Annotated in this window: 23 protein-coding genes and 1 pseudogene; 9 read left to right on the top strand and 15 right to left on the bottom strand. The window is 43.0% G+C overall.

Annotated features, from left to right (window positions below):
* The first annotated feature begins 3001 nt into the window (after positions 1–3001).
* The 4 genes from AC0L6R_RS08650 to AC0L6R_RS08635 all read left to right on the top strand — a co-directional run bounded on the left by AC0L6R_RS08650 (position 3002) and on the right by AC0L6R_RS08635 (position 5568).
* Positions 3002–3214, top strand: a complete 213-nt coding sequence (locus tag AC0L6R_RS08650; protein ID WP_473270857.1) for a helix-turn-helix domain-containing protein — start codon at positions 3002–3004, stop codon at positions 3212–3214.
* 115 nt (positions 3215–3329) lie between these two features.
* Complete coding sequence (locus AC0L6R_RS08645) at positions 3330–4217, top strand: hypothetical protein (RefSeq protein WP_473270825.1); 888 nt, start codon at positions 3330–3332, stop codon at positions 4215–4217.
* 36 nt (positions 4218–4253) lie between these two features.
* Complete coding sequence (locus tag AC0L6R_RS08640; RefSeq protein ID WP_473270824.1) at positions 4254–4703, top strand: type II toxin-antitoxin system VapC family toxin; 450 nt, start codon at positions 4254–4256, stop codon at positions 4701–4703.
* A 400-nt stretch (positions 4704–5103) separates the two neighbouring features.
* Entirely contained in the window at positions 5104–5568 is a 465-nt protein-coding gene (locus tag AC0L6R_RS08635; RefSeq protein WP_473270823.1) for an energy transducer TonB, read from the top strand.
* A 2768-nt stretch (positions 5569–8336) separates the two neighbouring features.
* Here the strand turns inward: AC0L6R_RS08635 and AC0L6R_RS08630 are convergent.
* The 7 genes from AC0L6R_RS08630 to AC0L6R_RS08600 all read right to left on the bottom strand — a co-directional run bounded on the left by AC0L6R_RS08630 (position 8337) and on the right by AC0L6R_RS08600 (position 12551).
* A complete protein-coding gene (locus AC0L6R_RS08630; RefSeq protein WP_283414961.1) occupies positions 8337–8597 on the bottom strand; it encodes a hypothetical protein in 261 nt (86 codons plus the stop codon).
* Positions 8573–9001, bottom strand: a complete 429-nt coding sequence (locus tag AC0L6R_RS08625; protein ID WP_473270821.1) for a DUF5675 family protein — start codon at positions 8999–9001, stop codon at positions 8573–8575. The genes AC0L6R_RS08630 and AC0L6R_RS08625 overlap by 25 nt, the downstream gene beginning before the upstream one ends.
* 1 nt (position 9002) lies before the next feature.
* A complete protein-coding gene (locus AC0L6R_RS08620; RefSeq protein ID WP_473270820.1) occupies positions 9003–9749 on the bottom strand; it encodes a hypothetical protein in 747 nt (248 codons plus the stop codon).
* Positions 9750–9978: 229 nt separating this feature from the next.
* On the bottom strand, positions 9979–10626 hold the full coding sequence (locus tag AC0L6R_RS08615) for a hypothetical protein (RefSeq protein WP_473270819.1): 648 nt from the start codon (positions 10624–10626) through the stop codon (positions 9979–9981).
* A gap of 237 nt (positions 10627–10863) precedes the next feature.
* A complete protein-coding gene (locus AC0L6R_RS08610; RefSeq protein WP_283412541.1) occupies positions 10864–11058 on the bottom strand; it encodes a hypothetical protein in 195 nt (64 codons plus the stop codon).
* A gap of 12 nt (positions 11059–11070) precedes the next feature.
* Positions 11071–11964 carry a terpene synthase family protein gene (locus AC0L6R_RS08605; RefSeq protein WP_473270818.1) on the bottom strand — a complete coding sequence of 298 codons (894 nt, stop codon included), beginning with the start codon at positions 11962–11964 and terminating at the stop codon, positions 11071–11073.
* Entirely contained in the window at positions 11961–12551 is a 591-nt protein-coding gene (locus AC0L6R_RS08600) for a Crp/Fnr family transcriptional regulator (protein WP_473270817.1), read from the bottom strand. The genes AC0L6R_RS08605 and AC0L6R_RS08600 overlap by 4 nt, the downstream gene beginning before the upstream one ends.
* Positions 12552–12932: 381 nt before the next feature.
* Between AC0L6R_RS08600 and AC0L6R_RS08595 the strand changes: the two genes are divergently transcribed.
* From AC0L6R_RS08595 to AC0L6R_RS08585, 3 genes are all read left to right on the top strand, one after another.
* Positions 12933–13259 carry a MauE/DoxX family redox-associated membrane protein gene (locus AC0L6R_RS08595; protein WP_473270815.1) on the top strand — a complete coding sequence of 109 codons (327 nt, stop codon included), beginning with the start codon at positions 12933–12935 and terminating at the stop codon, positions 13257–13259.
* Positions 13260–14825: 1566 nt separating this feature from the next.
* Entirely contained in the window at positions 14826–15137 is a 312-nt protein-coding gene (locus AC0L6R_RS08590) for a hypothetical protein (RefSeq protein ID WP_473270812.1), read from the top strand.
* Positions 15130–15405: a DUF6520 family protein gene (locus AC0L6R_RS08585; protein ID WP_473270811.1), complete on the top strand. Its 276-nt coding sequence runs from the start codon at positions 15130–15132 to the stop codon at positions 15403–15405. The genes AC0L6R_RS08590 and AC0L6R_RS08585 overlap by 8 nt, the downstream gene beginning before the upstream one ends.
* A gap of 44 nt (positions 15406–15449) precedes the next feature.
* On the opposite strand, the gene AC0L6R_RS08580 is transcribed toward AC0L6R_RS08585, so the two are convergent.
* The 3 genes from AC0L6R_RS08580 to AC0L6R_RS08570 form a co-directional block, all read right to left on the bottom strand.
* Positions 15450–16523 (bottom strand): RagB/SusD family nutrient uptake outer membrane protein, encoded by a 1074-nt coding sequence (locus AC0L6R_RS08580; RefSeq protein ID WP_473270810.1) that lies wholly within the window; start codon positions 16521–16523, stop codon positions 15450–15452.
* A complete protein-coding gene (locus tag AC0L6R_RS08575; protein ID WP_473270809.1) occupies positions 16511–16768 on the bottom strand; it encodes a hypothetical protein in 258 nt (85 codons plus the stop codon). The genes AC0L6R_RS08580 and AC0L6R_RS08575 overlap by 13 nt, the downstream gene beginning before the upstream one ends.
* Before the next feature lie 145 nt (positions 16769–16913).
* Positions 16914–17150 (bottom strand): hypothetical protein, encoded by a 237-nt coding sequence (locus AC0L6R_RS08570; RefSeq protein ID WP_473270807.1) that lies wholly within the window; start codon positions 17148–17150, stop codon positions 16914–16916.
* Positions 17151–17155: 5 nt separating this feature from the next.
* On the opposite strand from AC0L6R_RS08570, the gene AC0L6R_RS08565 reads away from it, so the two are divergent.
* Positions 17156–17347, top strand: a complete 192-nt coding sequence (locus tag AC0L6R_RS08565; protein WP_473270806.1) for a hypothetical protein — start codon at positions 17156–17158, stop codon at positions 17345–17347.
* Here AC0L6R_RS08565 and AC0L6R_RS08560 read toward each other — a convergent pair.
* Positions 17325–17693, bottom strand: a complete 369-nt coding sequence (locus AC0L6R_RS08560) for a hypothetical protein (RefSeq protein ID WP_473270803.1) — start codon at positions 17691–17693, stop codon at positions 17325–17327. The two genes, AC0L6R_RS08565 and AC0L6R_RS08560, sit on opposite strands and share 23 nt — an antisense overlap.
* 39 nt (positions 17694–17732) lie before the next feature.
* On the opposite strand from AC0L6R_RS08560, the gene AC0L6R_RS08555 reads away from it, so the two are divergent.
* On the top strand, positions 17733–17966 hold the full coding sequence (locus AC0L6R_RS08555; protein WP_473270802.1) for a hypothetical protein: 234 nt from the start codon (positions 17733–17735) through the stop codon (positions 17964–17966).
* Positions 17967–18492: 526 nt separating this feature from the next.
* Here the strand turns inward: AC0L6R_RS08555 and AC0L6R_RS08550 are convergent.
* The 4 genes and pseudogenes from AC0L6R_RS08550 to AC0L6R_RS08535 form a co-directional block, all read right to left on the bottom strand.
* Entirely contained in the window at positions 18493–18921 is a 429-nt protein-coding gene (locus tag AC0L6R_RS08550) for a hypothetical protein (RefSeq protein ID WP_473270800.1), read from the bottom strand.
* 86 nt (positions 18922–19007) lie between these two features.
* On the bottom strand, positions 19008–19235 hold the full coding sequence (locus tag AC0L6R_RS08545) for a hypothetical protein (RefSeq protein WP_473270798.1): 228 nt from the start codon (positions 19233–19235) through the stop codon (positions 19008–19010).
* 242 nt (positions 19236–19477) lie between these two features.
* Positions 19478–19597 (bottom strand): annotated as a pseudogene (locus AC0L6R_RS08540) (TonB-dependent receptor plug domain-containing protein); the annotation flags it as partial.
* A gap of 64 nt (positions 19598–19661) precedes the next feature.
* Positions 19662–19949 (bottom strand): hypothetical protein, encoded by a 288-nt coding sequence (locus AC0L6R_RS08535; RefSeq protein ID WP_473270797.1) that lies wholly within the window; start codon positions 19947–19949, stop codon positions 19662–19664.
* Positions 19950–21108: the final 1159 nt, after the last annotated feature.

Genomic DNA, 21108 nt, shown 5'->3' with positions numbered 1-21108 from the left:
TAGGATTTTCGGTTATTACAGCGTTGGTAGTTAAAATATGAGGAGCATGCCGTAGGTATGCAAGATGGGGTAGCCCAGGGTTTTAACCCTGTGAATAAGGTTGTAATCGTTCAACAGCACTGGCCCGAAATCGTCATTCGGAGATGAAATCCTGGTGCCAGTAAGATGGAAACGGGTAGCCATTATTGTTAGAAATGTTGAATAAAGAATATGCAATTAAACCGCTGAATTTTAGTCAGTAGAATGTATTAGCAAAAGTCATGGATTGTTGGGTCTGTGAGACAAAGACAATGGATGGAGATGGCTGATGTTGGGGGCTCGATGTTAGTTGTTAATAATGATGAATGTACAATTTCGAATATCGAATGATGAAGGTAGGAAGAGGTCAAGAAACATGATTGTAGTCAATAGGCTGGGGTTTCAACCCCAGCTCAAAGAAGTATAATGTTTTACCAGCGCTGGCCCGGAATCGTCTATCGGAGATGAATTCGGTATGCCAGTAAGATGAAACCGAATCGATTTCGGATTTCTGATGTGAGATGGATGCCCGGTGTCCGGTGATGAGGAATTGAGAATTTAAAATTTATAATGGGTGGAAGTTAGGGGCTTGTTCTTTATCTGGTAGTAGTTGAGTCCAGCTTCTGGAGAAGCAGGACAACAGAAGTTGGAAACTGAACAATGCCGTAGGCATGTCAAATTTGTAGCACCGGGTTTTAACCCGGTGTTTAAGAATGTAGTTGTAAACCAGCGCTGGCCCAGAATCGTCTAGCGGAGACGCGGTGTTGTGCCAGCAAGATGGAACCAGAATTGATTTCGGATTTCTTTGGTAAGAAAAAATGGTCTGTGAGACACAGACCACCGAAGGAGATAGCTGGTGTTGGGTGACCGATGTTAGTTGTTAATAATGATGAATGTAAAATTTCGAATATCTAATGATGAAGTAGGAAAAGGTCAAGAAATAGGATTGTATTCAATAGGCTGGGGTTTCAACCCCAGCTAAAAGAAGTATAAGGTTTTACCAGCGCTGGCCCGGAATCGTCTAGCGGAGATGAAATCGAGGTACCAGCAAGATGAAATCCGAATCAATTTCGGATGTGAGATAGATGTTGGGTGTCCGGTGATGAGGAATTTAAAATTTAAAATGGGAGGAAGTTCCGCCACGGCGGACAAGTGTTGGTTCCGCCACAGAGGACAGGTGTTAGTTGGCTACAAACTAAAATAAAGGAATTGAGAATTTAAAATGGTAAGAGATCTGGGATTTGGAGAGCATGCCGTAGGTATGCAAGATGGGTAGCGCCGGGTTTTAACCCGGTGTTTAAGAATGTAGTTGTAAACCAGCGCTGGCCCAGAATCGTCTAGCGGAGACGCGGTGTTGTGCCAGCAAGATGGAACCAGAATTGATTTCGGATTTCTTTGGTAAGAAAAAATGGTCTGTGAGACACAGACCACGGAAGGAGATAGCTGGTGTTGGGTGACCGATGTTAGTTGTTAATAATGATGAATGTAAAATTTCGAATATCTAATGATGAAGTAGGAAAAGGTCAAGAAATAGGATTGTAGTCAATAGGCTGGGGTTTCAACCCCAGCTCAAAGAAGTATAAGGTTTTACCAGCGCTGGCCCGGAATCGTCATTCGGAGATGAATTCGGTATGCCGAGCAAGATGAAATCCGAATCGATTTCGGATGTGAGATAGATGGTGGATGTCCGGTGTCCGGTGAGGAGGAATTGAGAATTTAAAATTTAAAATGGGTGGAAGTTCGGGGCTTGTTCTTTATCTGGTAAGAGTTGAGTCCAGCTTCTGGAGAAGCAGGACAACAGAAAGGAAATGATCTGTGAGAAACGAAGGGAGGCGCGCCAGATGGTTTCTTTCTTGTCACTTTTGAGCCCAAAAGTAACCAAAAGGCTTGCTGAAATAATGTTTCAACCCGCATTCCAGCCGCCTGCCCCGCTATTTCAGCTTCCCACCGCGCCCTTACGAACAGCAGAGGTTCTACCACATTGCATTTTTTTTTTCGCGGGTAGCAGTTAGAAGTTGGCGGGTATCGGAGGTTTGAAAGCAGGGAAGTTGGAAACTGAACAATGCCGTAGTCATGTCAAATTTGTAGCCCAGGGTTTTAACCCGGTGTTTAAGGTTGTAATCGTTCAACAGCGCTGGTCCAGAATCATCATTCGGAGATGAAATCGAGGTACCCCGCCGCGGCGGGCAAGCAAAAGATGAAAACCGAATCAATTTCGGATGTGAGATAGATGTTGGGTGTCCGGTGATGAGGAATTTAAAATTTAAAATTTAAAATGGGTGGAAGTTCCGCCACAGCGGACAGGTGTTGGTTGTTAGGATTTTCGGTTATTACAGTGTTGGTAGTAAAATATGAGGAGCATGCTGAAGGCATGCAACAGAAAGAGCCTAGGGTAAGGAGGCACGACGCAACTCTAGGTTTAATTGAAGCATAAATATGTATATGGTCTGTGAGACATAGACCATGGATGGAGATGGCTGGTGTTGGTAACCGACCTGCTAAGGGCTGTGCACCTCCCCTTAATCGGCGATAAAAGTCGAATATCTCAAATCGGATTCTTGGGCTTCAGTGGATATAGGCAATCACTGTCTGATTGCATACTTCCAAACCCTTTAGCTAAAATAAACTCTGCACAATGGACGTATGAAAACACACCTTTCATCGAATAGAGAGAAGAGAAATGAAAAAAGGCAGTAATTGTCTCAGAATGTCTCATTTGCTATGATTCTTAGATAATTTTAACTAGATGTTTCATCAAAAAAGAATAAATTCGGTAGTATAAACTCTATGTATAGTAGTTTAAAACTACTGTTTATAAAAAACAGCATTCAATAGCGCCAAAACCCGTATTTTTGAATAAATAGCATTATTATGAGAGATGGAGAAGAATCAGAATTTACCGTTTTGGAGAGTTAAAAAATAGGTAGAAATCTTTCCATGTTCAGAAAACTGGGAGACAGGAAAGCGATTGAAGTAGCAGAATATTGAGGAATTAAGGAAGCAGACCAATACAAAGTATGAGCGGGGAGAGAGCATAATCACCGTTGATTTAATTCAAAAAGTTGCTGAGTTCTTAAATGTGTATCCTCTGCATTTAATTTCAGCTCAACCAGGTCACGTAATAGAGCATCATACTAATTCGCCTGTATCTATAAACTCCAATAATAATTGCACCACAATAAGCAAACCGAAGTAATGATGAAGATGATGCAGATGAATGAGGTGATAAGATACTGGAGGGGAAGTGAGTTACCCTTCACTCATGAGAATAATGTAGGTATGACTAGCAACTTGGAACAAATAAACAAGTCATGAAGTATGAACTAAAAATAGCGCATGCATTAGATACTGATGGCAGCATTGACCTGCAGAGGCTTTCCAATATCTCAGAGGGTTTGAGGAAAATAGCGGAAGGGGCTTTAATGCTTAGGTTAAAGGGACTGAGTAAAGCCAAAAAGACCTTAAAACTGGAGGAAGCACTGAAAGTAACTTTGACGGGCATTGAGAAAGGAAGTACCATTTTATGTCTTCAAAGTGAGCCCTTTGAAAAGACCCTCCCCTCTTTTCAAACGGATCTGTTCAGAATAGAGCACCAACATGACCTGCCCCAAAAAACCGCAATAAGCTTGGTGGTTGAATCCTTCATGGCGGCTTTGCAAAGTCCTGAGGAGAGTGAACTGTTAGACAAACCCCTACTTAAGGAGCTGATAAACTTTAAAAGATCTTTTAAGGGTGATGAGGAAGTTTTTTCTATAAAGAATGAGGGAAGCATTTCAGAATTTTCACTCAGAAAATCTGATTTCAAACAGATTCAGGTAATAGAAGAAGAAATACCATCTTCAGAAGGAACCATAATCAATGGAAGAATAGAGGAGTTGAAATTCAGCACCCAAAAAGTAAGAATTTTGACTAAGGAGGGACTGGTGGATGCTTTTTTGTCGGAAAAATTCGATACCGATAAAATCAAGGATTGGTGGGGCAAAGAGGCAACCGTAGTGGGAACGAAGCACTATAAGCCCGGAAAAAGATTTGCCGTAGAAATAGAGCAGTTATTTGATCAGGCTGATGGTGATGGGTTTTTCTCCAAGAAACCGAGGCATGAAAATCTGGAGGAGCAGATTAACAGACAATTAAAAGAAGGAAAAGAAACTAACCCTCTGAAGCTGATTGTTGGTTTCCTGGCCTGGTTCAGAGACTGACGAAGAGTTTGAAACTTTACTTAAGGATCTGGGTGTATGAAAAAAATCCTCCTTGACACCTCCCTGATTCTACATTATATGAGAGGAGATGCTACTTTCCGAAAGGTGGAGGAGGAACATCACTTATTGACTGATCCAGGCTCCATTATTTTACTTTCTGCAATCAGCATTGGGGAAATTGAGGGTTTTTTCCTTAGAAAGGATTACGGTGAAAAACAAACTGAGCGCTGGAGAAAGCTTTTGGAAAAATCTATCATTTTGTCAATAGATGGAAGAGATAAAAAGTTGATGCAAGCTTATGCTGCTATACAGGGGTATTGCCAAAATAACCACCCAAGATTGAAAGCAGCAAATTCTAAAATCATTGGACAAAATGATATGTGGATAGCTGCCACCACCTATGTCATTAATGCAACACTTTTTACTAAAGACAAGGATTTTGTTCATTTGAAGGATGTATTTATTAAACTGGTAACTATCGATTGAATCCCAGCATGATTAACGCTTAGCAGAAGATGACTGTCAGGAAATTCCAACATCTAAAATGTATGATAAAGTGAAGCCACCCTACTCTACTTTTCTAATTAAAGAAATGTCTAAATATATAATCTTGTTTTTTCTGATGGCATTTATCCAAAATGCAAACTGCCAGGAACTTGTACCGCTGAATGCTCACAAATTCTCTATAAAAGACACATTGAAGTATAAGCCTAGCTTTTATGGTCAAATCACTGAAGATTCCGACAGTTTGTATAGTTTTAAAACGTTTGACACCCTAGGCAATTTAAGCAGTATAAGCCGAACATGGCTGGTAAAAGAAAAGAAGCATAAGGTTCCTGTAAAAACCCAATCCGTCTCATTCTCTAACTCGGGAGATACTCTCCAGATGAGTGTAATTGATTTGTTAGAACAAAATGAAAGAATCTTTCATTATGATGAGGGGGTAATATTCTCCGAAGTTTACAGGGAGAAGTCATATTTTATTTCAGGATGGGAAATATCTCCTGAGGGCAATAAAAAATTATCCTTAGATGAGCACAGATTTACCCCAAGGCTGATGAATATTGATGAATTAGGCATATGGTTAAGGGAAAATATGAAATATCCTAAACTAGCTCGTCGTAAGGGAATTGAAGGGACTATATATATGATTTTGACAGTCGACAGTGAAGGTAATGTAAAAGAAATGGAAGTAGGAAACCCAGAATTTGAGCCACTTTTCGCTACTGAAGCACTTAGAGTACTGGCTAATTTTGAGTGGGATTTTGAACCAAAAGAAGATAGATTAGGAAATCCTGTTGAGGGAATAGCAGTCCAACCCATTCTATTTAAGATGAGCAATTTATTTTAGTGAAGTTGTTGGTTACCCCGATCCCTAAAGGGGAGAGTGGAATTTGCTGATTGATCAATGTAAAATTTAAAATTAGAGGAGGTTCCGCCACGGCGGACAAGTGTTGATTGGCTACAATTTAAAATAAAGGAATTGAGAATTTAAAATTTAAAATGAGTGGAAGTTTGGGGCTTGGTCCGTATCTGGTAGTAATTGAGTCCAGCTTCTGGAGAAGCAGGACAACAGAAAGGAAATGATCTGTGAGAGACGAAGGGAGGCGAGCCAGATGGTTTCTTTCTTGTCACTTTTGAGCCCAAAAGTAACCAAAAGGCTTGCTGAAATAATGCTTCAACCCGCATTCCAGCCGACTGCAGCAAGATGGAAACGGAGGAAATTAAGAATTTAAAATGAAGGAATTTAAAATTTAAAATGAATGAAAGTTGTCGGTTGGCGATTGGCGTTTGCGGTGATAGTTGGATATGAGGAGCATGCTGAAGGCATGCAATATTAATAGCCCAGGGTAAGGAGGTACGACGCAGCCCTGGGTTGAATCGGAGCATGATATTTTAACAGCGCTGGCTCGGAATCCTCTAGGAGATGTGGCATTTTGCCAGCAAGATGGAAACCGAATCGATTTCGGATTTCGGATGTGAGATCCATATCATCTTCTCTGATACTTTTGAGCCCAAAAGTAACCAAAAGGCTTGCTGAAATAATGCTTCAACCCGCATTCCAACCGCCTGCCCCGCTATTTCAGCTTCCCACCGCGCCCTTACGAACAGCAGAGGTTCTACCACATTGCAATTTTTTTTCGTGGGTGGCAGTTAGAAGTTGGCGGGTATCGGAGGTTTGAAAGCAGGGAAGTTGGAAACTGAACAATGCCGTAGGCATGTCAAATTTGTAGCGCCGGGTTTTAACCCTGGGAATAAGGTTCTAATCATTCACCAGCGCTGGCCCAGAATCGTCATTCGGAGACGATTACCAAATGCCAGCAAGATGGAACCAGAATTGATTTCGGATTTCTTTGGTAAGAAAAAATGGTCTGTGAGACACAGACCACGGATGGAGATAGCTGGTGTTGAATGTTGAGTGACCGATATTAGATGTTATTAATGATGAATGTAAAATTTCGAATATCGAATGATGAAGTAGGAAGAGGTCAAGAAATAGGATTGTAGTCAATAGGCTGGGGTTTCAACCCCAGCTTATAGAAGTATAATGTTTTACCAGCGCTGGCCCGGAATCGTCTATCGGAGATGAAATCGAGGTACCAGCAAGATGAAATCCGAATCAATTTCGGATGTGAGATGGATGTTGGATGTTGGATGTCCGGTGAGGAGGAATTGAGAATTTAAAATTTAAAATGGGTGGAAGTTCGGGGCTTGTTCTTTATCTGGTAGTAGTTGAGTCCAGCTTCTGGAGAAGCAGGACAACAGAAAGGAAATGATCTGTGAGAAACGAAGGGAGGCGAGCCAGATGGTTTCTTTCTTGTCACTTTTGAGCCCAAAAGTAACCAAAAGGCTTGCTGAAATAATGCTTCAACCCGCATTCCAGCCGCCTGCCCCGCTATTTCAGCTTCCCACCGCGCCCTTACGAACAGCAGAGGTTCTACCACCTCGCAATTTCTTTTCGCGGGTGGCAGTTAGGAGTTGGCGGGTATCGGAGGTTTGAAAGCAGGGAAGTTGGAAACTGAACAATGCCGTAGGCATGGCAAATTTGTAGCCCAGGGTTTTAACCCTGGGAATAAGGTTGTAATCGTTCACCAGCGCTGGCCCAGAATTGTCATTCGGAGACGAAGGCGAAGTGCCAGTAAGATGGAACCAGAATTGATTTCGGATTTTCTTTGGTAAGAAAAAATGATCTGTGAGACACAGAACTTGGATGGAGATGGCTGGTGTTGGGTGACCAATGTTAGTTGTTAATAATGATGAATGTAAAATTTCGAATATCGAATGATGAAGTAGGAGGCGTTAAAGTAACCTGCTTATAGTCAATAGGCTGGGGTTTCAACCCCAGCTCAAAGAAGTATAATGTTTTACCAGCGCTGGCCCGGAATCGTCTATCGAAGACGAATGCCTGGTGCCAGCAAGATGGAAACCGAATCAATTTCGGATGTGAGATAGATGTTGGACGTCCTGTGTCCGGTGAGGAGGAATTGAGAATTTAAAATTTAAAATGGGTGGAAGTTCGGGGCTTGTTCTTTATCTGGTAGTAGTTGAGTCCAGCTTCTGGAGAAGCAGGACAACAGATAAGAAAAAATGGTTTGTGAGACACAGACCACGGATGGAGATAGCTGGTGTTGGATGTTGGGTGACCGATGTTAGATGTTGTTAATGATGAATGTAAAATTTCGAATATCGAATGATGAAGTAGGAAGCGGTCAAGATATAGGATTGTATTCAATAGGCTGGGGTTTCAACCCCAGCTCAAAGAAGTATAAGGTTTCAACAGCGCTGGCTCGAAATCCTCATTCGGAGACGAAGGCGAAGTGCCAGTAAGATGGAAACCGAATCAATTTCAGATTTCAGATGTAGGATTTGGGATTTGGGATGTGGGATGTGGGGTTTAATAAAGAAAAATGGTCTGTGGGACACAGACCATGGAAAGGGGTGCTTGGTCCGTATCTGGTAGTAGTTGAGTCCAGCTTCTGGAGAAGCAGGACAATAGAGGCCATTCTAACGGGTGAATGTTGATGCTCCCCTATTGGAACTGGGATAAAAAAACCGGAGAGGAATCCCCTCCGGCTTAAATACAAATTGCCTGAATCAAGAGCTTCTTGCAAAATGCGATTACAGAGTGGTGCAGCCCGAAGGATCCTCTTGCTTCGTTCGAGAGGATCTGCGAATCCTTGGACTGCGGGTACGCTGCATCACATTCTTTATCACTGCCTGTTCGGCTTCAAGTCGGTAAAAGAGCTCTTTCAACTTGGCTAACTCATCCCTTAACTGCCTTGTATCCTCTATCAGCAATTTTAGAAAGTAAGCAATCACTGAAAGCAGCATCATGGTCACCACTCCCGCCAGACTTAGCAATAGCTCCGCTGCAGACATGATTCAAGGAGATATGGAACTTGCTCTGATACTATCTGCAACTCTACAATCTCCCCCCGCTCCCATTCAGACTCCAGTCTCTCCATCAACTGGAGAAATGCTAGGTTCGTGAATAGCGGTGTCCCGTCGGCTCTATAGCTGGTCACAGGATAGAGGGAACTGGATTCCAGCTTATCTTCTCCTTGGTAAAAAGAGATTTTACCTTTGTCCCCTATTCCTATCTCCCAGCCTTTCCCCTCGGAATGCATAGCTTCCAGCTCGTACACTCCTTCTGCCAGACAGGCGATCTCTTTTCCAAAGCAGGCCTTGGGAGGCTCACGGGTAAAGCAGAGCTGCTTCTGCCCTAGAAATAATCTCCCAAGGGTTACTGTTGCTTTGTACTTGCGGTGAAGTACCAGTCTCATCTTAGACCTGCTCTACGCCTACCATCTTGGCCGCATTGTGCGCCCCATTGTTAATGGAGTACTCGCTGCCATTCACCATCTGGACGAATTCCACACTGAGCACAAAAGCTCTGTGCGTGCCAGGAAGCAGGGCTTTATCAACGGATAAATTGATTGCCGCAGCCGGATCGATTACCGGAAGCAAAGTTGAAACAGCAGTTTGCACTGCTCTTGCACCCGTCGAAAAATCCAGTCCCACTCCTGTAGCCGATATCCTCAAGTGGGTTGCACCTTTAGGTACTGCCACATAATCCTGAGGGACAAAAGCCGGGATGGCTACCGCCCATGCCGTTGGGGAATCCGTGTAGGTAGTTTCCAAAAAGAGCGTACTACCCAGGGAACTGGAAGCATTCAGCTCCATATCTTTCAGTAGACTCCAGTCGCCTGCACGTACCATACGTTCTCCTCGGTTATTGACAAGATCAGATTGCAGCACCTTCATCATCACCTGGGTGATTCGCTGACTCAGTCTGCTGTCTCCAATCTTAGCGATTACCGGACGTAAAGCATCCCGAACGAGTTTGGCCGAAGTAGCATTATCGGCGAACTCTTTGAGGTTCTCCCGGGTACGTGCAAAGCGTGCATCATTCATGATGCGGCTCTTGCTGACACCTCCTTTTTCACGGGCGAGGTATCCGTCTTTGGATTTGTAGAAAGAGAGTCTTCCTACCTTTCCATTTAGTGTAATAACTCCTGCTTGTTTTGCCATAAGTATATGGGGTTTAAGTGAAACATGCAGGAAAATTCATCCCTATAAGCCTGGATATCAATTGAATGTGCAGTATAGAGCAGAATCTGCTATAAGTTCAGGATTTAGCTGTATTACTCAGTCTTAGACGGATAAAAAAAATCCCGGAATATCCGGGATCAACTGAATCAGTATAAATAGACATAGAATGACTTTTTACTTTTCAATGGTAGGGATCTTGAAGAATTACTTATTCCAGACTACCCAAGCAAACAGAACTTGAAAAGTACCTGGCCTTATTCTTTTTCAAACGGTAGAAGGCAACGTATACATATCCGCCAACTAAATCCAAATTTGGGTCTAGGGTAAACGCTAACAAACCTCTTTTTCTATATACCCCTTCATCTATCAATCGGAACTTTTTGCTAAGGGGATTATAGATCAACACCCAGCAAATATCTGAATGCCGGGCACGACCTACCTCTCCAACATCCCAATAGATGGAATACTTTCTTTCCTCCTCCTTCACCAAATTCATTCCGGGGGACAAGTCAAGATCTCCATCACATACTTTGATCTTTTTTGGATAGAGGCGAGGAATCCCATCCTCATTTTCCACTGCATGCTTCAGGGCCCAGGACATTGCCAAGTGAATCCCTCGTTTTCCTCCTGAAGTAAAGCGCTCAAAACCCATGGCCAATATGGATTCTATTGGAAGCAAGAACTGCTGTACCTCCACAAAAGCATTGTTTGAGTAAAGTTGCAGTTTGGATGGTTTGTAGTCAGCAGACCTTGTGGCCTTTTGCTTAATAAAAGTCTTTCCCTTCTGCTTATAGAGCACGAGATTACCGACTTTTCCTACGACTCCACTTAATAGTGAATCTGTTACCTTTCCCATTATTAGTTGTTTTTAAATTAATAGCCTAGGATTACGGGTGTCAATCCCGTAAAAGCTTCACACCTGAGCCCATATTGCTCCCTTGAACTTCCCTTACTCACTGGGAGAATCAAGGGAACTACAAGGGAGGATTAAGGGAGAATTAAGGGAGGAAGTATGCCTTTGACTACTAGCAGCATATGCTCATCCCTTACTAGGACTGGGATTATAATATCACTTGAATTAAGGCAATGCCAGTTAGAATATATATTCCCTTAGTTTTTCTTCGGGTATTCCTGAGAATGCGGAAAACTCCGCCACAGTAACAAATTGCTTTTCCCCTTTTTCAAGATGTTCCCGGATTTTTCGTAGTACATCATGGCTGTACCGCTCACTCCGTCCGGTAATGCGCTGAACATCCTTAGCATAGATTACACATCTTTTTGTGATCATCAGAATTCTCATTTAGGTCTTTTTCACTCCATTTATAGTGGTTCCATACCGAAGAGCATTTTCTTCGGACCAGTACAGACATCCTCCTAGCAATAATAGTAAACGATCTGCCCATTCAGAGAGGGTCTTATTTTCATTTTTGAATTCCTGAATTATCTCCAATAAACTATCAAATAGTATGGATATGAGATTGACCGCATGTCTGCAAGCCTCAGCGTCGGATATTCCAGTATGAATTTGCCGTAGCACTAATTCATTTTGGCTACTTTGGGTTTTCCCATGAAATTCAAATGCCTTTAAATCTGCGAAGAGGCATAGAATTCTAGCTATACGTTGCTCCACCCATTCGATAGGGTATTCCTCTGCCGGAAAGTGCAATTTGAGGAAGTGGATAGCAAGGTAAATACCTGAACCATAGGCATGCTGCATAGTGAATAAATTCATGCCTGGGATAATACCTTGTTTTATATTATAATATTCCCAGCGTCTTGCCTGTAGGTAATCATCCAGATAAAACCACAGTGTATCCAACCATTCCTGATCGCTTAAATCTGACATATTCTCAAGCACATCTTCCAATGCAAACCACAATGAGCTAAATGGACTTTCAAATTCCTGATAAAATGAATATTCCTCCCATCTGTGAAAGAACTCCATAGCCTCCTCGTAAAAACAATCTTGTAGCAAGTCATCCAGAGTTGTTAGGCAGAAGAAAAACTTGGTAACCTGCTCCAGCTGAGGTTTGTCAAGATCTGGCAATGCATAACCAGCAAACCACAGGATTTTATCACTTTTTAAGACTAACTCATCGTCCACTAAACCAAAACTCCAACCCCATTCAATAGCTGCTGCTTCTGCACTGCGTGTATGTAAATTGAGAGACACCGGTAAAATAGAGAGGTTCATAAGTCTTTGGATCCTTTTTCACTATACCAGCGGGATACTTTTCTTAGACTACAATTAAATAAGCCAGCTAGGTCCGTTTGCTTTAATAGGAAGATATAGTCTCCCAGGTATTTTGCCAGTTCCCGATAACCAGCTTCAAGTCCCAACAATCTAATTCCATTCATTTCAGTCCTTCTACTCATGATATAGGACATAACCTTTGATTCCAATTTCATGAGGTTATGATTTTTTTTGGCTACATATTCCTGAGAGTCAGCAGATAGCTCAATATAGACCCCATCATTGAGGGTTTTCAGGTAATACTCACTCGCCTGATTGGTGTAATAAGAATGAAATTCTGTGGCAATGTCCCCTGTAGTAAAAAGATACTCCAAATTGGGAGTACCATCCTTTTCTCTGTAAAGCCCAATCAGTCCTTCACAAACAAAGCGTGAGAATTGATCTATTTTGCCAGCTTCCTTAATAATCATTCCTTTTTTAAACCTTTTTTGATCAAGTCTTGAAAAAAGAGCTGACAGATCTTCTTCAGAAATCTCCATTAGACTTTTATAAAAATCGATCAATTGCAAACGGTACTTTCTGTCCATGACCTTTCTATTTAATTAAACAATACTATCCCGTGTGTGAAAAAGCAGATTACAATCATTATTTAGACTAAATCCACACTGTTAATTTAATGTTAACAAGCATTTATGTCAAGAATAAAAAGGCGACGACTAAATTTTTTTTAGGAAAAAATGCCAATTGGCGTGATTTAGACGAAAAATTTAATGGATACGCCAAGTGGCTTACAATCAATTGATCACATGTCTCTAATTTTTCTAAACGGTTGGGGTTTCAACAGGCTTGGATATACTCAAGCAAATGGTAAGTCAATGTTATATATGACAAATTTATGAATAGGATCCTCTGCACTTTTCTAATCCTTCTCTGGACCTACACTGGTCTAGACAAGGTAATCCGCTTTAATGCGAGTAGAAAAGCATTTTATAATCAAACTTTTCACTGGAGAATTGGCAGAGATTCTAGCCTATGCCATTCCATTTACAGAGTTGCTTCTCGCCCTGCTCCTGCTCTTTTCAGTGACCCGATGGTGGGGATATCTAGGCAGCATATTACTGCTGACAGTATTTACTACTTATGTGGGACTAATTTGGGTGGGAGCTTTTCCTAGGGTGCCGTGCAACTGTGCGGGGATAATTGAAAGCTTGGGATGGGCGGAGCATTTTGTTCTTAATGTGGTGTGTATTGGAGTGTCGGTGTGGGGACTTAATAATTTAAAATGTAAGAATTAGGAATTTAAAATTGGGGAAGTTGTCCGATGTTGGATGTCCGGTGCCCGGTGAGGAGGAATTGGGAATTTAAAATTTAAAATGGTAAGAGATCTGGAATTTGGAGAGCATGCCGTAGGTATGCAAGATGGGTGAGTCCAGGGTTTTAACCCTGGGAATAAGGTTGTAATCGTTCAACAGCGCTGGCCCGGAATCGTCTATCGGAGATGATTACCAAATGCCAGCAAGATGAAATCCGAATCGATTTCGGATGTGAGAAGGATGGTTCGGTAAGAAAAAATGGTCTGTGAAACACACACCATGGATGGAGATGGCTAGTGTTGGGGGATCGATGTTAGTTGATAATAATGATGAATATACAATTTCGAATATCGAATGATGAAGTTGGAAGCGGTCAAGAAATAGGATTGTAGTCAATAGGCTGGGGTTTCAACCCCAGCTCAAAGAAGTATAATATTTTACCAGCGCTGGCCCAGAATCGTCATTCGGAGACGATTACCAAATGCCAGCAAGGTGGAAACCGAATCGATTTCGGATGTGAGATGATCGGTTCGGTAAGAAAAAATGGTCGTTGGGACACAGACCATGGTTGGAGATGGCTAGTGTTGGGTGACCGATGTTAATTGTTATTAATGATGAATGTAAAATTTCGAATATCGAATGATGAAGTAGGAGGCGGTAAAGTAACCTGATTATAGTCAATAGGCTGGGGTTTCAACCCCAGCTCAAAGAAGTATAATGTTCAACAGCGCTGGCCCGGAATCCTCATTCGGAGATGAATTCGGTATGCCAGCAAGATGAAATCCGAATCGATTTCGGATGTGAGAAGGATGTTGGACGTCCGGTGTCCGGTGTCCGGTGAGGAGGAATTGATAATTTAAAATTTAAAATGGGTGGAAGTTCCGCCACGGAGGACAGGTGTTGGTTGGCTACAATTTAAAATAAAGGAATTGAGAATTTAAAATGGTAAGAGATCTGGAATTTGGAGAGCATGCCGTAGGTTATTAATGATGAATGTAAAATTTCAAATATCGAATGATGAAGTAGGAGGCGGTCAAGAAATAGGATTGTAGTCAATAGGCTGGGGTTTCAACCCCAGCTCAAAGAAGTATAATGTTTTACCAGCGCTGACCCAGAATCGTCATTCAGAGACGATTACCAAATGCCAGCAAGATGGAAACGGGTAGCCATCATTGTTAGAAATGTTGAATAAAGAATATGCAATTAAACCGCTGAATTTTAGTCAGTAGAATGTATTAGCAAAAGTCATGGATTGTTGGGTCGTTGAGACACAGACCATGGATGGAGATGGCTAGTGTTGGGTGACCGATGTTAGTTGTTAATAATGATGAATATACAATTTCGAATATCGAATGATGAAGTTGGAAGCGGTCAAGAAATAGGATTGTAGTCAATAGGCTGGGGTTTCAACCCCAGCTCAAAGAAGTATAATGTTTTACCAGCGCTGACCCAGAATCGTCATTCAGAGACGATTACCAAATGCCAGCAAGATGGAACCTGAATTGATTTCGGATGTGAGGTGAACGGCTTAATAATAAAAAATGGTCGTTGAGACACACACCATGGTTGGGGGTGTTCCAGATTACAGGAACCGAGGTAGAAACCTTCGGGGTTTTGAAAACCCCAAAGGTTAAAAAAGGGGCGGCTGCTGAAACCGCCCCACAGCCCAAAACCTTGCAAGAATGGGCTGCAAAAAATAAGAATGGGAATTTATTCCTCGAAAAGACCAGAGCTCGAGGCTGGTTTATGCTGATGAATTCCTGGAAGGGAGATGCCGAAAACCCTTATCAGAGTAGGCAAACAACCAGAAACGGTTTCCCTGTTTTTGATCTGTTAAAAAACAGGGCATCTTATGAATAAAGTAAAGGGCGCATTGCCCATGATCGCTTTCGTATTTGCTGCCTTTGCAGCATTTGCGTTTAACTCTCCAAAAGAGGATAGAGAATATGGCAAAGGTGGAGGTATCTGGTACGATGTTACCGATACTGATCCAGGCATTAACACTTACCAGTGTGAGTCAGGATCTCAGCATTGTCTGTATGACGACCCATCATTGATGGGGAATCCAATCTCTGCACCAGGACAGCTATTTGTTGTCAAAAATGCCAGTAATTTAACACCGGCTTAATTTAATCTGGGAGAGTCAGAAACGTAACCTGACTCTCCCTTTTTTCAATACAATAGGTTCCGCTCCCGGATTGAAAGCTTTAATTGGAAGTTCTCCGGTTTTCCCTCAAATATCACAAATTCATCTCCCTCATATCTCCTTAAAGTTAATTGCTCCCCATCGTGATAACTGAACCTTTTTAGGTCAGCCCATCTTTGGCCTCGATACAACAGTGTTTTTCTTCTTTCTTCAAGTACTGTTTTTAAATAATTTTGTTGATCCTCATTACCTGCATAATCAACTATCCGGGATGCTAATAAGATATCCAAGTAGTTTTTCGCCTTTTCAATATCTCCCAATCGAACATGGGCTTCCGCTAAAATCAAATAAATTTCATCAAGGGCAACTCCGGTAAACAACTCATAATTGCCTGTATAACTCCCTTTGAAAGATGTTGAATTCATATTATTCTCAAACAAAAACTTTGATCTTAGATCTAATGAGTCAAAACTTTTGACAAAAAGAGAATCTACATAAGCTACATTCTCACCGGAAACTGAGCCTTGTGGAGCAAGAAAGGTAAATAGGATAGTTTCTGAGTTAAATAAAGGAGAGGGATAAGCCTGTGAAAAATCCAGATCCTGATAATCCATTAAGGTAAAACCTCCATCTAATACTAATTTAGCATAAGTAGCAGCATCAGAATAATTCCCCAAATAAAGGCTGATCCTAGCCAATAGTCCATAACCAGCGTAAAGAGACGGCTGAGTAGCATAGTCTGTTTTTATTGGAAGCAAGAGAATCGCCTCCTGCAAATCATTTAAGATTTCCGTAAATACTTCTTCTGATGTTTTAAGCTCTTGTGCAGCATTAATATCAGCTGTTGATGGCATAGGAATCACAAATTCATCGCTATCTAAAGTACTGGAAGGCATAGGCAGGTATAATACCGCCAGTTCAAAATAGGCACTTGCCCTCCAAAACAATGCTTTTCCTTTCAGCCTCATTTTATCTTCTTCTAGCCAGTCAGGGTCTTCATTTAGCTTATCAAGTGTGACATTGGCATAGCTGATTTTTCTATACATAATAGAATAATCCAAAGGAGGCTCATCAGGAAGATAGGGGTCTAAATCCCACAAATATGCTCTTTGTTGCAGGAATTGAAATTCTGCCAGTTGGACTTTGATGTCCAATAATCATCTGAAAACATAAAAGGCAGGATAGTCGTCAGGTTCATTGTCCCATATCCATCAAGCAATGCTTCAAAATCCGGGACAGATTCAGGCACAAGGATGGATTTAGTAGGTTTTTCATCCAAAAACCCCTGACAGGATGTGCTTATAAGCAATCCAAGTAACATTAATATTCTATAGTGTAATTTCATGTGTTTATAATTTGATTTTTTATGGCCACATAGCCTGCTCCCGATCCGCCACGGCGGATCGGAAGAATCTCGCAGGGTGAAAGATCAACCCATTGTTTGTCGCTTCGATTATGCTCGATTTCATGCGTTTATTTCAATTGAAGAGTTAGAAATCCATTTTTATTCCCATAGCAATGCTTGTTCTTGGGGCTACAGTCTTGGTAATCAGGATCGAGTTCATCATCGCTAGCTTTCCAGATGACTCCCAGATTGTTTGCATAAGTGTAAAACTCGGCTCTGGAAAATGGCAACTTATTTTTTTCCTTCTTGCCAGAGAATAGGAAAACCGAATGTCCTGCAAGCGGATATGGTCTCCCCTTTCCACCAAAGGTTCTGAATACATATAAAATGAATTTCGGATACTATTTGCTGATGTGGGCATGGATGGCACATCAGTTAGCAGTTCATCTCCTGTCTCCTTCCATCGCTTATCAAAATCTCCATGTCCTATCTGCTGTCCTCTCAGAAGGGTATTATAGTCTATGGATCTACGCCTGTAATAGTAGCCAAGACCATATCAAATATTTACCGAAAGACTGAACCCCTTCCATGAAAGGGAATTTCTCAGAGAACCAAAATCCGTTGGACGTGCCGATCCATGAAAAACTAGGTCATCCGGGCTGAGTGATGAAATGATTGCCCCGTAATTCTCAGAGGGCTCTCCATCCAGGAATCCCATTGGATTTCCATTGTCAGGATTGAGTCCAGCCCAAGGGAAGGAATAAATACCAAAAAAGGGCTGGCCTTCAATTGGAGCAGGAAGAGCAGAGAATCCGGAGGTCACCAGAGGCTCGATGCCGATTGTGTCACATCTACCTGGATTACTTGATCCCTTATGTGGGAATAAAGCAGGTCGGTCTTCCACTTCAACGTACCCTTTAGCCAATTCGCTCCTACTACTACATCCAATCCTGTGGTCTGGGTAGTGGCAAAGTTTCCTGTAACACTGGTAAATCCTGTAGATGCAGGGACATTCAAATTGGCTGATAAGGTCCTGTCCCCTTTTGCACGTGGAGCTCCAAGGAGGCAGCAAGTGCTCCCTGATGTAGATTCAAAGTCCAAACCAGTATTCCAGATTCCTACTTTTTCCCATCTCAATACAGGGACTCGGTGGATTCTGGGATATCAGGCACCCGGAATGTTGGGAATAAAGGCATGAGGTGGCTGTGTGTGAAATAGGCAGCAGTCAGAAGCCCAGGATGCCTTTCATCCAAATTGCCACTGTAGCCATAGCTTCCCCTCCATTTTGGATGAGGGCTCCATTCAGAAGGGAGGAACATGGTTCTTCACTCAAGGTCCATCCCAGACCTGCAGACCAGAGCGGCGCTGTCCCTTTTGCGTTTGATTCTACACCAAAAAAATTAGACTGAGTCCTTTTGGAATGCTGAAGGTAGCATCCCAGCTTGTTTTGCAGTCAGGTACCCCAGATTGCTGTAGAAGGACACAAATCTGTCTGTAGCCCCACCATGGCTTGTTCTGTCGGATCAATGGGATCTACTTGAATTCAGTATGATCATGACTGGGAAGCGTCAGCCTGATGGAAATCCACAGGCAGCACTGGTCCCCAGCTTATCATTATGGCCCGTGCATAGACGCATGGAATCGGATTCCTGCCTGAGATCTCTGATCTCCAGTGCCTGCCAATAAGGAGAGCCTGTGCTTTTCTGACCAGTATTTCTGATAGGTCAGTTGGCTTCTAACTGTGTGTGAAAAGGGGAAAATGTCTCCGGAAAGAGTTCAGGATATCTCCATCTGGCAAGGGCCTCTTGCTTCACCAGTTCGTTTTCCCCGATCGTAGTGAACCTATTGACCAGATCCCGAACATAATCCGCCAAGCCTTCAGGACTTCTGTCGCTAGCTCTTCCTCGGAATCCCCAATTTCTTGGTAGGATGCCCCAATCTTCAGATCTTTTGCCAGTTCGAAATTCGACCGAGGATCTGAAATCTGCCATCGAGTTTGTCATACCTGTATATCCAACTGGCCCAACTTCATTGAGTGGTATGTTGTGCCGATCTAAAAGCGGCACTCCCTTCCGAAGAATTGATGTAACGTTGGGAAAGGTACGTATCAGATCAGGCAAAGGGCTTCCTGTTTCATCGGCCGAGCGATCCATAAGGCGCTGTGCTGGGCGCCGCCGTGGTATTGATATCTCCGCTCTCGGTTCCATGGTAAGCCCCGACAGACCAGCTTAACTTATCTTTAAAGAAGAAACTCCATGAAATCTTCACCTGAAAATGTCCAGCGATCATCAGCATTCCCTATGATTATTCTGTAGGTTCCTGTCATACCCCACACTATACCGGTGAGTTGCTGTGATGCCGACCCGCCTGACACCGCCAATGCGTATTGCTGGTTCAATCGTGGTCTATAATAATATTGGGATAGGTCAGTCCTCAGATCCCTTCCTTTGTATAGCTCCAGCTGCACTTCTGCTTCGGATTCACTGATCCTGCCCTCCCGCTGTGCTATCCAGGGTTTCTACCACAGGAGAAAGAGCTGTCTTGTTTGAGCTGATCTCCTGTGAGCGGTAGTAGTTTTTTTGAAACGACTGCCTTTCTACTGTGCTATGTAATCCCCCATATCCATTTGAGGAACGTAACTGTAGGTCAGGTTGCTGAAAATCATCCGACGGAGGCAGTTGAAGCTTCTACAGGAGCCCATAGACGGGAGCCTTTGCTAGTGGTCACTACTATTACCCCGTTTCCAGCTCTTGCTCCCCAGATGGATGCAGCCGCGGCATCTTTTAAAACTGTGATCTCCTCGATATCGTTTGGATTGATGCTTTCCAGAGGACCGTCGCTGCGGGAAATTATCCACTATTATAAGCGGCTCTGCATTTGCAAAGAGTGTGGATCAGGCCTCGAATGGAAAGTTTCTCTCCCCCGGTCCCCAGTGGCCACTGTCGAATGTCACACCGGACACAACATTATCGAGTCTATCCAGAAAATTGCTTGTGACACTGCCGCTAACCAACTCCTTGTCCATTGCGGCAAATGACACCAAGTCACCCGCTCCACCGGGAGATTCTGATAGCCAGTGGACCTCACCGTAACTTCCTGTCAGCTGCCTACTGTCCGTCAACAGGGATATTACCAGCTCTTCCTCCAAAGGTAGCGTCACTAAAACAGTGCGGGAAATCATTACCTAAATAGGAAACTGTCAGTTCGTATGAGTCCCGGAATAGCTTTCCATAGCATAAAGCTCCCCAGCTCTCATCGGTAATAGCGAGCTGATTACTTTTCCCCAGTGCTACTAACGCAACTGCGTCACGGGTTTTGCATCCTCCTTGGTTAGGATTATACCTTTCAGGAGACCAGGTTGTTCCTGCGCCTGCGTACGCTCATTTATTCAGACACAGACGAGATAAAGAGAACTAGTATATTTTTCATTCTGCATGAGATTTCGTTTGTAAAATAAGAAAAGTGCTCTCCATTGGCTTTTTCAATTAGGCTAATAGACTCCAGAGGAGAATATTGGTTTTTGGTGAGCAGGAAAAGGTTGTGCTGTGGGTCTATCAGAAGCTTTTCAGGGAAAGGAGAGCAGTATCTTGTAAGCTTCAAGAATCCCTGTGCCTTCATCCTGATGCAGTTGCAGCATATCAGGATGTGTAAAACGGTCTGACAGAATACTCTCTCTCCATCGGCTTGTGTTCCTTATCTGCATTGATAGAAACAAAAACCAAATCTTCCCTATCCTTCAATTCCAGAAATACCTCCCTAGAGCGTGCAGGGTGTAGTGTTCCGTACAGAATTCCAGCTACCGGAAGTCCAAAAGAGAGAGGACGAGCGTCTTTCCTCTCAATGAGTCAGACGAGAGTAGGCATTGCCATCCAGAGTCTGTGAGCGTTACCCGGTATAAATTCCCTCCCCTTCAACTCCCGCTCGGAAAGCTACTCCAGCGGCTCTGTAAAGTCCAGAGGGAGTTTTGACCATTCTTTTCAGCCTTACTTGAAAACCTGCTCCTGCTCGAGACTCTCAGGTATCTGTAGTTTTCAAGCACATACCTTCCCAACAGCTGGTCTTGCAGATACTGGGATAATTCTGCAGCTAGGTCAAAGAACCCCACTTTCCTGTACCCTTCCCTGAAGCATCAGCTCCACCGCTCGTATGGTTTGCTGGACCCACACTGGATCCGTTGCCAACGAATCGAAACGGGAAGGAATAGTGTGGAGCCAATCCTGAAACAAGGCGGAATGGATATCATCCTTCAAAACTTCCCCGGCAAGGTCTCCACCTGGGGCATCAGCAAACTCAATGCGGCCGCCAAGCCCGCTGGGAAAGGGATTCCGCCTTGTACGACT

It is taken from the genome of Algoriphagus sp. 10J20-15 (assembly GCF_055809615.1).
The sequence above is the reverse complement of the archived record's forward strand: the minus strand, read 5'-3'. Positions and strand labels throughout refer to the sequence as shown.

Bases quoted from the DNA above. Each gene is read 5' to 3' on its own strand.
- AC0L6R_RS08645 (WP_473270825.1), top strand. From the start codon at position 3,330: ATGAAGTATGAACTAAAAATAGCGCATGCATTAGATACTGATGGCAGC.
- AC0L6R_RS08640 (WP_473270824.1), top strand. From the start codon at position 4,254: ATGAAAAAAATCCTCCTTGACACCTCCCTGATTCTACATTATATGAGA.
- AC0L6R_RS08635 (WP_473270823.1), top strand. From the start codon at position 5,104: ATGAGTGTAATTGATTTGTTAGAACAAAATGAAAGAATCTTTCATTAT.
- AC0L6R_RS08630 (WP_283414961.1), bottom strand. From the start codon at position 8,597: ATGTCTGCAGCGGAGCTATTGCTAAGTCTGGCGGGAGTGGTGACCATG.
- AC0L6R_RS08625 (WP_473270821.1), bottom strand. From the start codon at position 9,001: ATGAGACTGGTACTTCACCGCAAGTACAAAGCAACAGTAACCCTTGGG.
- AC0L6R_RS08620 (WP_473270820.1), bottom strand. From the start codon at position 9,749: ATGGCAAAACAAGCAGGAGTTATTACACTAAATGGAAAGGTAGGAAGA.
- AC0L6R_RS08615 (WP_473270819.1), bottom strand. From the start codon at position 10,626: ATGGGAAAGGTAACAGATTCACTATTAAGTGGAGTCGTAGGAAAAGTC.
- AC0L6R_RS08610 (WP_283412541.1), bottom strand. From the start codon at position 11,058: ATGATCACAAAAAGATGTGTAATCTATGCTAAGGATGTTCAGCGCATT.
- AC0L6R_RS08605 (WP_473270818.1), bottom strand. From the start codon at position 11,964: ATGAACCTCTCTATTTTACCGGTGTCTCTCAATTTACATACACGCAGT.
- AC0L6R_RS08600 (WP_473270817.1), bottom strand. From the start codon at position 12,551: ATGGACAGAAAGTACCGTTTGCAATTGATCGATTTTTATAAAAGTCTA.
- AC0L6R_RS08595 (WP_473270815.1), top strand. From the start codon at position 12,933: ATGCGAGTAGAAAAGCATTTTATAATCAAACTTTTCACTGGAGAATTG.
- AC0L6R_RS08585 (WP_473270811.1), top strand. From the start codon at position 15,130: ATGAATAAAGTAAAGGGCGCATTGCCCATGATCGCTTTCGTATTTGCT.
- AC0L6R_RS08575 (WP_473270809.1), bottom strand. From the start codon at position 16,768: ATGAAATTACACTATAGAATATTAATGTTACTTGGATTGCTTATAAGC.
- AC0L6R_RS08570 (WP_473270807.1), bottom strand. From the start codon at position 17,150: ATGTATTCAGAACCTTTGGTGGAAAGGGGAGACCATATCCGCTTGCAG.
- AC0L6R_RS08565 (WP_473270806.1), top strand. From the start codon at position 17,156: ATGAATTTCGGATACTATTTGCTGATGTGGGCATGGATGGCACATCAG.
- AC0L6R_RS08550 (WP_473270800.1), bottom strand. From the start codon at position 18,921: ATGGATCGCTCGGCCGATGAAACAGGAAGCCCTTTGCCTGATCTGATA.
- AC0L6R_RS08535 (WP_473270797.1), bottom strand. From the start codon at position 19,949: ATGATTTCCCGCACTGTTTTAGTGACGCTACCTTTGGAGGAAGAGCTG.